Below are 12182 nucleotides of genomic sequence, written 5' to 3'. Positions count from 1 at the left end.
GGGTCAGGCCAGCGTGCGTTTGAGGTCAGGCAGGGACGGGAAGGGCGATGTTATGGTACACCGGCCAGCTAAAGCAGAAGCGCGCGCCGCCGAGCTCGCTCTCCTCGCAATGCACCGTGCCGCCCATCGCCTGCGCGATAGAGTAGACAATCGCCAACCCCAGGCCGCATCCGCCGGTGGCGCGATCGCGGCTGGGATCGAGGCGGACAAACGGTTCAAACACGGTTTCTCGCGCTTCCGGGGCAATTCCCGGTCCGTCGTCCTCCACCGTCAGGCTGGCCCGGTTGCCCTGCAAATCCAGGCCAATCTGGAGCGTACTTTCGCTGTAGCGCATGGCGTTGTTCATCAGGTTGTCCAGCACGCGCTCCATCAGGCGCATATCGAGCGCGCCGTAGTCACCCGGCGTGACGCGCGTCAACAGCGTGCGCTGCGGGTTTACGCTCTGAACGTCATCAATGTGGGTTTGCAGCCAGGCGGGCAGATCCGGCGTGGTGAGGTTCAGCTCGTTTTGCGGGCGGTCGAGACGCGCGTAGGTCAGCAGCTCCTCAATCAGCGCTTCAAGCTGGCCAATGTCGCGGTTAAGCGCCTGATTCTCTGCCTCGGTCAGATTTTCGCTCATCTCCAGACGGTAGCGCAGGCGAACCAGCGGCGTGCGCAGCTCGTGCGCAATTCCGTCGATCAGTTGCTTCTTGCTGGCGATCAGGGCGTTGATGTTATCGGCCATCTGGTTAAAGGCCACGCCCAGACGCTCAAAGCTGGAACCGCTGTCGAAGTGAATGCGTTCGGTAAAATGCCCCTCGCCAAAACGCTGCGCGGCGGATTCCAGCTTCAGCATGTCCTGCCAGTGGGGCCGCATCCAGATAAAGACCGGAAATGCGAGCGAAATGGCGATAAAGGCCATCAGCGCCATGTCCAGCAGGCGCATCTGATGGAGATAATAGAGATAGGGCACCGGCCCGACGGCCAGCACGTAATGGCTGCGCGGAATGCGCTGGATAAAGGTGTATTTCTCATCCAGCGCGACGATGTCCCCGTCGCGCAGACGCTGCATGGCGGGCGGATCCAGCTCAAAATCTTTCAACGGCTCAATGCGTAAATCGAATGACAGATTAAGATCCAGCTCTTTCAGGGTTTTCGCCCAGTCGTGTGGCGGGATCTCTCTCAGCTCGCTGCGCATCAAATAGAGCGAGCTTTTCATCAGATCGTCCAGCGACTGCCGGCCCGCACGTTCGGCGGTGAATTTATAAACCAGGCCGACCAGCATGGTCATCACCAGGAAGCAGACAAACAGTAAAAGATAAAACTGCACAAACAGCTTTTTCATTAATTTTCACCGTAAGATCAGCAGATTAGCTGATACTGGACACCTGTGGGGCCCTGCAGTATCCTTCGATGCGAGGGTTAAGATATTCAATCTGATCACCATCAAGCGCGTTTACCCAAGCAGAGTACTTTGTATAGACAATTTATGCATTTTCATAGTCCATTTGAATAGGCCCTTCTGAGTGAGATTGCGATGGGTATATATCTTACCACGTGGAATTAACGAATGCTCACCCGTAACAACGTCCCGTTTTTTACAGAAAAGGATGTTCGTGGCCAAACAAAATTTGTTAAATAATGCAATACTCTTAATATTATTCCCGCAGAACACTTTACCGCCTGAAACGCGCCGCGGCACGTTCAATTATCTCCCTAAATTCTACTTCCCCTATATTCTGCCATGCATCATAAGTACTTGATGTAGCGTTGTAACGAGAGGCCTTACTGAAAAAAACAAAAGCACCTTTAATATATCTATTTACACGGCGAGCCGTGACAGGTAATGGTTGGTAATTGTACTCGGAATATTCCCAAGCTTCTGGGCCAGTATATTCACCTCTGTCTAATTCAGTTAGGTATTGATCAAAGCCATTATACGAAAGTGCTACGCCATCAATAGGTTCTATTTCATCGGCTTCCAACCAAAAATAATTCCATTCTGGGTCAAATCCAAAAGATTCATAACATAATTTTTTAGGCTTTAAAATTTCAGCTGACTGTGGGCCAACTAATAAAGATATTGCTCCCGCTTCACCTGCTTGTTCAACACCTTTTAAGTCCATTCCTCCACCAGAGGGATAAAACATATGATTTAAGGATTTTCTTCCAGCAATGATCGAAAGAATATTAATAATATCTTCTTTCCTTGTCCATTCAGCATGCGCTGGAGAACCCATGGGGAAAAGAATATTTTGGATTTCTAACCATTCTGTGAGATTACGTGCGCTGAAATCTTCATTTAACGCTAACCACTGGATTAATTCTTCTTTGAATGCTTTTATGGAAGGTCTTTGGCTTGGATCATTATCTGTTGATTTATGCAACAACTCTTCCAGAGGAGCAAGGTATCCATCTTTCTCAAAGTTTGATAAAGAAAGTGCACTGCCTCTAATGAATTGACCATCAAAACCTAATGGTTGTTTCGTTAATGCAATCCAGAGTGATTTTGCAAATGAATAAACATCTGCTGGTTCACCATCAGCTTTAAAAGCGATGCGCCGCATTTCTGGAGCCATTGTGAATTTAGCTCCAACGTCACGTCTTTCGGGTGTTAGATTCCCACTTTCGGGAAACTTGACCAAGCCGAAGTCAGTCAAATATATTCTGCCTGAATAATAAAGAAAATTATCTGGCTTAATATCTCGGTGGTAAATTCTTTGCATGTGAAGCTGTTCGAGAGTTTCGGCAAGAGGTATAAATGCTTCAATTATTTGAGAGAAACTCTTCCCTTCAATGAAAACAGAGAAGGGTTGTGCCAAGGGCATAACATACCATGGTTTAATTTCTCTGGGATTGACTGGCAAACAGGAAGCTGTTATTGGCATAACGCCCTCGATACCGCATTTGGTAACGACGTTCACCTCGTTTTGAAATCGTTGATAAGTATCATCTTGAACTCGCCTCAGTACTTTCAAAGCGAACTCTTCACCAGTTTCATTATTAGCAATTTTTGTTACGTCACCATTGCCGCCGCTGCCTAAAATTTCAACTGTATGAAATCCCTCGACAGGACATAAAGGTAATACATCCTTCGTCATATGAGTCACTTGTTATGTTGAGAAAATCAGATTCTAGCAGTCACTAAGGAACAAATCAGGCATTTTTATTGGATATCCATCTAGACTCGGTATGGCCGTTTAAATCATGATGCTATTACCCCCCCCTTTATTGTATATTAAACCAGCAGGGTCTTGCTAAGGGGACAATGACATGGACCATGGACGTAGTACAGTTCTTTAGGTGTGTTTTGGAAAATCACATTTTCAATCAGCATTTTAGCCCTTTAGTAGTTGAATTCATATAAGGCATACGTGAGGTGACATGGAAGAAAAGCAGATTAGGTTTTCAAGTATGTATCTACTGGCTGAGAGTGAAAGTAAAGCGAGTTTTTTTCACTCAGAATTAGTTCATATGTCTAATGAAAATGTTCGGCCATAAAAGCATTAGCCTGCCCGAATACTTCTTTAAAAGCGATTTCTGCTCAAAGAATGATGCCTCAGATGGCATGTGGATGATGACAATGACAATTACCATCACGACGAGCTGACCACAGCTAGCAGATCTTTGCCTGCTTTGACATCATAACCTGTTATCTGTGGACGAACTCCAGTCACCGGTTTAAGAAATTGCACGTTGTAATGCTGCGCACTAGAATCAGTTGCGTTCATTTCCCGCGCTCTGAACTACATGGCGTGGGTACTACTTTTGATTTTGGCGATAAGTTTTTCTGACTGGGTCAGGCCTTCCGCGATCTCCGCATCAATCACGGCGCTTCCGAATTCGTTAATTAAATCCAGCAATATTTCGTAAGACTGAATCAGTTCCAGAAGATCAAAGAGCGCTTTTTGGTCGTGGCGAGAGGGAGAAGGATGGTTAAGCGCTGCCTGATTAACAATCCACTCAAGATTGATTTTTATCGCTTCTACCTGACCGTAGCTATACATAATTCATGAGCTTAAATCCTCATTTCAAGATTTCTGGGAGCGATGTCGTGAAAGCTTCACGGCGAAAATGAGTAAAACGATCGCAAGAGCGGGATGAGCTGAAGAAAGGAGAGTCGAGAAGCTAATTATGGAATAGTTTGCGTGCTTAGCAAGTTAAATGTTGCGCAAACGTAAAAATAAATGCGCGAAAGGAGGGCGTTTTCGCGCAATGCCTTCAATTCGCGCAGATTATCTTATCCGACGATCAGGTTTCCCAGGCGTGTGGGGCAAACAGATAACCCTTGTTACGCACGGTTTTAATGCGGTAGGGCTCGGTGGCGTTATCCTGCAGTTTTTTGCGTAATCGCGAAATCGCCACGTCAACGCTGCGATCCATACCGTCATAGCTCACGCCACGGAGGTTTTTCAGCAGCGCGTCGCGGTCCATGATTTGCCCGGCATGCGTGGCCAGCTCCCACAGTAGATCAAAGTCTGCGGTAGAAAGGGCGATAAGCTCGCCGGAAAGCAGGACCTGGCGGTTAACCGGGTCAATAGACAGCGTACCAAAGCGCAACGCTTTGTGCGGCGTCAGGGACGGCGCGGGCGCTTCGCGTTCGATGCTGGCGTGCTGGCGTAAATGGAGGCGCAGGCGAGCGAGCAGGACGGCAGGCGGTGTGGTTTTCAGAATGTAATCATTTGCGCCCATCTCCAGCGACAGAATATGGTTCATATCGCTGTCCAGTGAGGTAAGCAGAACGATAGGACCGTCCCAGCGGGCGCGCAGATCCCGGCAGAGCGTCATGCCGTCTTTACCTGGCAGCATGATGTCCAGCAGCACTAAATCGGGGTTTTCACGGACGACCACCTCTTCGGCACGATCGCCGCGAGGCTCAACAATGACGTCCATATCATGTTTACCCAGATAGGCGGCGATCAATTGCCCGACTTCGGGTTCGTCTTCAACATATACAATCTTATTCATACAGCGTCTGTTTTCGTGAAAAAAGCCAAAATACACCGCGGAACCTTAACCTTCCATTAATCTTTCAAAATTAACGCCGCTTCCGTTATTCTGACGTTTCTTGTTATATGATTGTTATAGGAAAAAATATGGGGCTGGTGATCAAAGCCGCGCTGGGGGCGCTGGTGGTGTTACTGATTGGCATTCTGGCAAAAACCAAAAACTACTATATTGCCGGGCTGATCCCGCTGTTCCCGACCTTTGCGCTGATTGCCCACTATATTGTGGCCTCTGAGCGGGGTACGGAAGCGCTACGCACGACCATCGTGTTTGGCATGTGGTCAATCATACCGTACTTTCTCTACCTGCTTTCCCTGTGGTATTTCACCGGTTTTCTGCGGCTTCCGCTGGCGCTGGGCGGGGCAGTGGTCTGCTGGGGACTCAGCGCCTGGGTGTTAATCTTCTTCTGGAGCCGCTTTCACTAGCGCAGCGGGCGGCCGCCGTCCACGGCAAAGGTTCTGCCGGTGACATAGCAGCTGGTGAGCAGGTAATCCACCAGGTCGATCACCTCTTTCTCACCGGGCGCTATTTTCATGAGCGACTTATTCAGCGCCTGCTGGCGGTATTCCGCATCATCGTGTTCGTTAAACAAAATCATCGCCGGGGCGATGGCGTTCACCTTTACCTCGGGCGCGAGCTTGCGGGCAAAGGAGCGGGTCATGTTATCCAGCGCGGCTTTGCTGGCCGCGTAGGCGATATGCTTGTCGCTGCCGCGCTCCACCACATAATCGGTAAAGTGAATAATGTCCCCCGCCGCATGCCCGTGGCCGCGCAGCAGATCCTGCAGCGCGTGGTTAAGCAGATAAGGGGCGTTAACGTGGATCTGCAGCATGGCGGAGAGCGTATCGCTGAGGGACGTGCCGGGTTTCTCGGCACACCATGCGCTGGCATTATGGATCACGGCACGCAACCCCGTCGCGGTGGATTTAACCTGTTCGGCAAAGGCCAGAATGCCTTCGTCGGTGGAAAAATCAGCCTGAATGCAGACCGCTCCGGCTTTGCGCAGCCCCTCAATCGACGGGTATTCCGTACGGTAGCTGACAATGACCGGATGGCGAAGGTTGAGAAAGTGATGGGCGAGGGCGAGGCCGATACGGCGGCCTCCACCGGTGATCAGTATTGGGCGAAGCGGTGCATTTCCCATCGTATTCTCCTTTACAGTTCAACAATGGGAAAGACAGTGCTATCCCATTAACATCCAGGTTGCCGGTACGGCAGCAACCAGTAACAGCCCGATTAAGGCCATTTCACGGCGTTTCAGCGCGTTCTCCAGCTGATGCGTGCGGCGGGCATAGATAAACACCAGCAGACCCGGCGCATACAGCACAACCGACAGCAGCAGATGCATCGGCCCGGAAGCATACAACAACCACAGGCCGTAAATACAGGCCCCTACGCCCACAACATAGTGCGCCGGACGCGTGGCGATTTTTAACAAATACGCACCCACTAAGAAATAGGGTACCAGAATCATCTCCGAGGCGATGGTCAGCAGAGTGTTATAGTCTGAACCTGTGAGCCAGATCAGCACCAGACAGACCTGAACGCTGATGTTGGTCAGCCAGAGTGAGGCTGATGGCGCATTATTATGGTTTTGACGGGCAAACAGGCGGGGAAACGCCTTGTGCGTCGCGGCCAGGAACGGTACTTCTGCCGCCATGATGGTCCAGCTCAGGTAAGCGCCGCAGACGGAGACGATCAGCCCTGCGGCAATCACCACGTCGCCCCACGGGCCGAGCATTTTCACCATCAGGCCTGCCATGGACGGGTTACGCATTTCGGCCAGTTCAGGCCGCGCCACCACGCCCAGCGACAGCAGGGTCACCAGCAGATACACGCCCAGCGCCGCCAGGACGGCCAGCAGCGTGGCGCGGCCTACATCGCGCTTATTACGCGCGCGGGCAGAAACCACGACGGCACCCTCAACGCCGATAAATACCCACAGGGTAATCAGCATCGTGTTTTTCACCTGCTCCCAGACCGGAACGCCCAGCGCAATGCCGCTGAAATCAAGCGAAAACACGTCGAGACGGAACGCAATGAAGGCCAGCACGATAAACAGGCCAAGCGGCACCAGCTTCGCCAGCGTCGCCACCAGGTTGATGCTGGCGGCGGTCTGGACACCGCGCAAAATCAGCCAGTGAACAATCCACAGCAGCACCGAGGCGCCGACGATAGACTGCCAGGTATTGCCGTCGCCAAACAGGCGCAGCTCAGGGGTATCGGTAAAGAAACTGAGCGCCGAGAAAACAATCACCAGATAAGAGACGTTGGCGATGACCGCGCACAGCCAGTAGCCCCAGGCGGAACAGAAGCCGATCAGCTCGCCGAAACCTTCACGTGCATAGGTGAATATGCCGCCGTCCAGATCCGGGCGAATGCGCGTCAGCAACAGCATGGCAAACGCCAGCAGCAATATCCCGACACCGGTAATGCCCCAGCCAATGAGCAGGGCGGCAGGGCTTGCGACGGCCGCCATGTTCTGCGGTAAACTGAATACGCCCGCGCCCAGCATTGAGCTCAATACAAGTGCAGTTAAAGCACTCAGGCCAAGTTTCTTTTCCATTGGCTTCCTGTTATTAAAAGTCCCAATCCAGAATAATTATTTCGCTAAGGCGCATAAAAATGGTGGATCACACTAAGGCGCGGGATTTTACGGAGTGTAACGAAAGCATGCAATGATGTGTGGCAGAATTTCAAAAAAAGTAACAAAAAAGGCGGCATTGCGCCGCCTTTCGTCAACGGTTTTGTTACTTGTACAGATCGGCGCTGATGGTCACGTTGTTACCACGTTCCTGCCACTGGCGGGTGATGTGGTAATACTTCGCCCCTTTCTTCGCCGCACGCTTCGCGACCTGATAAGAGACTTCCGTCATATTGCCGTAGTTGCCGGTAAACTTGATGCTGTCGAACGGCACCATTTGCGCGGCAGTGGCTTTGTTCAGCTCTTCAATTTTGGTGCCGTCCGGCAGCGTCACGGAGTAACGGCCACCTTTCGTGGACTGCGTTTCAAAGAAACGGCCCACTTCAGCGCTTGGCGCCGCAGAGGTCGCTACGCCCGGAATTTCAACTTTCTTCGCTTCTTCGCCGCCTTTGGCTATCGCCGCGCGACCCGCTTCAGAATCCGCAGGGATGGCATCCGGGCTCTGCAGAACGCGTTTTTTCGCATCTTCTTTGTAGATGAATGCGGTAATGCGCTGGTTGCCGCCCTGGTTAGCATCCACCTGACGCACGATATAGAAAGAGTAGGCACCTTTCTCTTTCGCGGCTTTGGTGATGGCATCGTTCACTTCTGGCTGGCTGCGATAGAAGCCCTGAACGGTAACGGTGTCGTAAGGTTCCAGCTCAATGGCCTGGTCTTTCGGCAGCTCAACGATACCGTTGATCACGCGGTTTTTCGGCGCGTCAGCCTTTGGTGCATTATCTTTATACAGCGCAATGGTCACGCGCTGGTTACCGCTGTTGCCGTAATCGGACTGGTCAACTACGTAAAACGAGGCCGCCCCGTTTTTATCCGCGGCTTTTGATGCGGCGGCGACGGCATCGCCAATAGAATTATAACGACCCACAATGACCGTATGGTCAAAAGGTTTTAACGCTGCCGCTTGCTCTGGCGTTAACTCTGTTGCGGCATTCGCAGACAGGGCGGTCGCACAGAGAAGTGCGGACGCCAGGAGTGTGTTCTTAAGCTTCATAAAAATAATCCTTCGCCTTGCGCAAACCATGTACTGGTATTGTTGTTTATTTGAGACGGTCCCGATTATGGCATTTAAAACCCGTCGCTGTCTGCGCCATTTTTCACTGCCTGTGCTCACGCAATTACCGAATTCGATAACATTTAGTGATATGTTGAAAAAACAGGCGTTTGACAAGCAAAACTGATAAAGCATATGACTTTTACAAGTTAATTTAATGTTAATAACTTGTTCTCTTATGGCGCTATATCATGTTTTTACCGCTTCGCTTGCGCGATTTATCGGTTCTGGCGATGAATTTAAGGTAAATATCACTGTCAGTGACGCCGATCGCTTATTTTTCACAGATAAAGTAAGAAATAGTGTTTTCTGGCGGTAGATCACAAGCGCTATTTTCAGTAGGTTATAGACAGTTTGTTACTGTTTTATTTTGCGGGGTTACTCATTTCTCGTCGCTATCATGCTGGCGAAAATTGATACAAACCGCGGGCATTTATCGACAAACCATCATCAAAAACCGATGGAAGGGAAAACTATGCGTATTGGGGTACCAAAAGAACGGTTAGCCAATGAAACCCGCGTAGCGGCAACACCGAAAACGGTGGAGCAACTGCTTAAGCTGGGTTTTACCGTCGCGGTTGAAAGCGGCGCAGGCAAGCTGGCGAGTTTCGATGACGAAGCCTTTATTCAGGCTGGCGCGGAAGTGGTGGACGGTGCTGAAGTCTGGCAGTCGCCCGTGATTCTGAAGGTCAACGCGCCGGAAGAGAGTGAGATTGCGCTGCTGAATCCAGGCACCACGCTGGTGAGCTTCGTCTGGCCTGCACAAAATCCTGAACTGATGGAGAAGCTGGCGGCCCGTGGCGTGACCGTGATGGCGATGGACTCCGTGCCGCGTATTTCGCGCGCGCAGTCGCTGGATGCGCTGAGCTCCATGGCAAACATTGCCGGCTACCGCGCCATTGTTGAAGCAGCCCACGAATTTGGACGCTTCTTTACCGGCCAGATCACCGCGGCGGGGAAAGTCCCACCGGCGAAAGTGATGGTAATTGGCGCGGGCGTGGCGGGACTTGCCGCCATCGGTGCGGCAAACAGCCTGGGCGCTATCGTGCGCGCGTTCGACACCCGTCCCGAAGTGAAGGAACAGGTCCAGAGCATGGGGGCCGAATTCCTTGAGCTGGACTTTAAGGAAGAAGCGGGCAGCGGTGATGGTTACGCGAAGGTGATGTCCGAAGCCTTTATCAAAGCCGAAATGGAACTCTTCGCCGCGCAGGCGAAAGACGTCGACATTATTGTTACCACCGCGCTTATTCCGGGTAAACCGGCGCCGAAGCTGATCACCCGTGAGATGGTCGACTCCATGAAGCCGGGCAGCGTGATTGTCGACCTGGCGGCGCAAAACGGCGGTAACTGCGAGTATACCGTTGCCAATCAGGTGACCACGACCGCTAACGGCGTGAAGGTGATCGGCTATACCGACCTGCCTGGCCGCCTGCCAACCCAGTCATCTCAGCTGTACGGCACCAACCTGGTTAACCTGCTGAAGCTGCTCTGCAAAGAGAAAGACGGCAACATCACCGTCGATTTTGACGATGTGGTGGTGCGCGGCGTTACCGTCGTTCGCGAAGGTGAAATTACCTGGCCTGCGCCGCCTATTCAGGTTTCAGCCCAGCCCCAGGCTGCGTCAAAAGCGGCACCCGAGCCAAAAGAACCGGCAAAACCGGCTTCTCCGTGGCGCAAATACGCCATCATGGCGCTGGTCATTATTCTGTTCGGCTGGCTGGCTGACGTCGCGCCGAAAGAGTTCCTCGGCCACTTTACCGTCTTCGCACTCTCGTGCGTTGTGGGTTACTACGTGGTGTGGAACGTCTCCCATGCGCTGCATACGCCGCTGATGTCGGTGACCAACGCTATCTCCGGGATCATCGTGGTAGGGGCGTTGCTGCAGATTGGACACGGCGGCTGGATCAGCTTCCTGAGCTTTATCGCGGTGCTGATCGCCAGTATCAATATTTTCGGTGGCTTCACCGTGACTCAGCGCATGCTGAAAATGTTTCGTAAAGGCTAAGGGGTAGCATATGTCTGGAGGATTAGTGACAGCCGCATACATTGTTGCTGCAATCCTGTTTATTTTCAGTCTGGCGGGGCTTTCCAAACACGAAACGTCTCAGCAGGGAAATAACTTTGGTATCGCCGGGATGGCGATTGCGCTGATTGCCACCATCTTCGGGCCGGATACCGGCAACGTGGCGTGGATCCTGGTGGCGATGATCATCGGCGGCGCGATTGGTATTCGCCTGGCGAAGCGCGTTGAAATGACCGAGATGCCGGAGCTGGTGGCGATTCTGCACAGCTTCGTGGGCCTGGCGGCGGTGCTGGTGGGCTTCAACAGCTACCTGTATCACGAACCGGGCATGGAGCCGATTCTGGTCAACATTCATCTGACCGAAGTGTTCCTCGGTATCTTCATCGGTGCAGTAACCTTCACCGGTTCTATCGTGGCGTTTGGCAAGCTGCGCGGTAAGATCTCTTCTAAACCGCTGATGCTGCCTAACCGTCACAAGCTGAACCTGGCGGCGCTGGTGGTGTCGTTTGTGCTCCTGGTGGTCTTCGTGCGTACCGAAAGCGTGGGCCTGCAGGTACTGGCGTTGCTGGTGATGACCATCATCGCGCTGGCGTTTGGCTGGCATCTGGTGGCGTCCATCGGCGGTGCGGATATGCCGGTGGTTGTCTCGATGCTGAACTCCTACTCCGGTTGGGCAGCGGCGGCTGCGGGCTTTATGCTGAGCAACGACCTGCTGATCGTCACCGGTGCGCTGGTCGGTTCTTCCGGTGCCATCCTGTCTTACATCATGTGTAAGGCGATGAACCGTTCGTTCATCAGCGTTATCGCCGGTGGCTTCGGTTCTGACGGTTCTTCTACCGGCTCTGACGAAGAAGTGGGTGAACACCGTGAGATCAGCGCGGAAGACACCGCGGAAATGCTGAAAAACTCGCATTCTGTGATCATCACCCCAGGCTACGGTATGGCGGTGGCGCAGGCGCAGTATCCGGTGGCGGAAATCACCGAGAAGCTGCGCGCGCGCGGTATCAAAGTTCGCTTTGGTATTCACCCGGTGGCGGGACGTCTGCCGGGCCACATGAACGTACTGCTGGCGGAAGCGAAGGTGCCATACGACATCGTGCTGGAGATGGACGAGATCAATGATGATTTCGCCGACACCGACACCGTGCTGGTTATTGGTGCTAACGACACCGTTAACCCGGCGGCACAGGACGATCCGCGCAGCCCAATCGCCGGGATGCCGGTTCTGGAAGTGTGGAAGGCGCAGAACGTCATTGTCTTCAAACGCTCGATGAACACCGGCTATGCTGGCGTGCAGAACCCGCTGTTCTTCAAAGAGAATACCCATATGCTGTTTGGCGACGCCAAAGCCAGCGTGGATGCGATTCTGAAAGCGCTGTAATTCGCTTTCTCCTGACAAACCGCCCTTCGGGGCGGTT

Annotated in this window: 10 protein-coding genes; 3 read left to right on the top strand and 7 right to left on the bottom strand. The window is 52.5% G+C overall.

What is annotated here, in order from left to right:
* Window positions 1-25: 25 nt before the first annotated feature.
* The 4 genes from rstB to rstA all read right to left on the bottom strand — a co-directional run bounded on the left by rstB (window position 26) and on the right by rstA (window position 4947).
* Window positions 26-1324: a two-component system sensor histidine kinase RstB gene (gene rstB, locus INF73_RS01795; RefSeq protein ID WP_048999470.1), complete on the bottom strand. Its 1299-nt coding sequence runs from the start codon at window positions 1322-1324 to the stop codon at window positions 26-28.
* 331 nt (window positions 1325-1655) lie between these two features.
* A complete protein-coding gene (locus INF73_RS01790) occupies window positions 1656-3080 on the bottom strand; it encodes a protein kinase (protein ID WP_193541352.1) in 1425 nt (474 codons plus the stop codon).
* A gap of 645 nt (window positions 3081-3725) precedes the next feature.
* Complete coding sequence (locus INF73_RS01785) at window positions 3726-3986, bottom strand: hypothetical protein (RefSeq protein WP_193541351.1); 261 nt, start codon at window positions 3984-3986, stop codon at window positions 3726-3728.
* A gap of 244 nt (window positions 3987-4230) precedes the next feature.
* On the bottom strand, window positions 4231-4947 hold the full coding sequence (gene rstA / locus INF73_RS01780) for a two-component system response regulator RstA (protein WP_028012938.1): 717 nt from the start codon (window positions 4945-4947) through the stop codon (window positions 4231-4233).
* A 128-nt stretch (window positions 4948-5075) separates the two neighbouring features.
* On the opposite strand from rstA, the gene INF73_RS01775 reads away from it, so the two are divergent.
* Window positions 5076-5411 carry a GlpM family protein gene (locus INF73_RS01775; protein ID WP_014883596.1) on the top strand — a complete coding sequence of 112 codons (336 nt, stop codon included), beginning with the start codon at window positions 5076-5078 and terminating at the stop codon, window positions 5409-5411.
* Here INF73_RS01775 and folM read toward each other — a convergent pair.
* From folM to ydgH, 3 genes are all read right to left on the bottom strand, one after another.
* Window positions 5408-6130, bottom strand: a complete 723-nt coding sequence (folM, locus tag INF73_RS01770; protein ID WP_028012939.1) for a dihydromonapterin reductase — start codon at window positions 6128-6130, stop codon at window positions 5408-5410. The genes INF73_RS01775 and folM overlap by 4 nt on opposite strands.
* Before the next feature lie 39 nt (window positions 6131-6169).
* Window positions 6170-7552, bottom strand: coding sequence for an amino acid permease (locus INF73_RS01765; RefSeq protein ID WP_047368429.1), 1383 nt, complete (start codon window positions 7550-7552; stop codon window positions 6170-6172).
* A 184-nt stretch (window positions 7553-7736) separates the two neighbouring features.
* On the bottom strand, window positions 7737-8681 hold the full coding sequence (ydgH, locus tag INF73_RS01760) for a DUF1471 family protein YdgH (RefSeq protein WP_028012941.1): 945 nt from the start codon (window positions 8679-8681) through the stop codon (window positions 7737-7739).
* 535 nt (window positions 8682-9216) lie between these two features.
* Here ydgH and pntA point away from each other — a divergent pair.
* Together pntA and pntB are read left to right on the top strand one after the other, a co-directional pair.
* Window positions 9217-10746 carry a Re/Si-specific NAD(P)(+) transhydrogenase subunit alpha gene (gene pntA, locus INF73_RS01755; RefSeq protein WP_193541348.1) on the top strand — a complete coding sequence of 510 codons (1530 nt, stop codon included), beginning with the start codon at window positions 9217-9219 and terminating at the stop codon, window positions 10744-10746.
* Between the two features lie 10 nt (window positions 10747-10756).
* Window positions 10757-12145, top strand: coding sequence for a Re/Si-specific NAD(P)(+) transhydrogenase subunit beta (pntB, locus tag INF73_RS01750; protein WP_013096868.1), 1389 nt, complete (start codon window positions 10757-10759; stop codon window positions 12143-12145).
* Window positions 12146-12182: the final 37 nt, after the last annotated feature.

The organism is Enterobacter cloacae complex sp. P6RS (assembly GCF_014982245.1).
GTDB lineage: Bacteria > Pseudomonadota > Gammaproteobacteria > Enterobacterales > Enterobacteriaceae > Enterobacter > Enterobacter bugandensis.
Note: the sequence above shows the minus strand (reverse complement) of the source record. Positions and strands in the feature narration are given on the sequence as shown.

Excerpts from the sequence above, each read along its gene's own strand:
- rstA (WP_028012938.1), bottom strand. The coding sequence starts at position 4,947 with ATGAATAAGATTGTATATGTTGAAGACGAACCCGAAGTCGGGCAATTG.
- INF73_RS01775 (WP_014883596.1), top strand. The coding sequence starts at position 5,076 with ATGGGGCTGGTGATCAAAGCCGCGCTGGGGGCGCTGGTGGTGTTACTG.
- folM (WP_028012939.1), bottom strand. The coding sequence starts at position 6,130 with ATGGGAAATGCACCGCTTCGCCCAATACTGATCACCGGTGGAGGCCGC.
- pntA (WP_193541348.1), top strand. The coding sequence starts at position 9,217 with ATGCGTATTGGGGTACCAAAAGAACGGTTAGCCAATGAAACCCGCGTA.
- INF73_RS01785 (WP_193541351.1), bottom strand. The coding sequence starts at position 3,986 with ATGTATAGCTACGGTCAGGTAGAAGCGATAAAAATCAATCTTGAGTGG.
- ydgH (WP_028012941.1), bottom strand. The coding sequence starts at position 8,681 with ATGAAGCTTAAGAACACACTCCTGGCGTCCGCACTTCTCTGTGCGACC.
- INF73_RS01790 (WP_193541352.1), bottom strand. The coding sequence starts at position 3,080 with ATGACGAAGGATGTATTACCTTTATGTCCTGTCGAGGGATTTCATACA.
- rstB (WP_048999470.1), bottom strand. The coding sequence starts at position 1,324 with ATGAAAAAGCTGTTTGTGCAGTTTTATCTTTTACTGTTTGTCTGCTTC.
- pntB (WP_013096868.1), top strand. The coding sequence starts at position 10,757 with ATGTCTGGAGGATTAGTGACAGCCGCATACATTGTTGCTGCAATCCTG.
- INF73_RS01765 (WP_047368429.1), bottom strand. The coding sequence starts at position 7,552 with ATGGAAAAGAAACTTGGCCTGAGTGCTTTAACTGCACTTGTATTGAGC.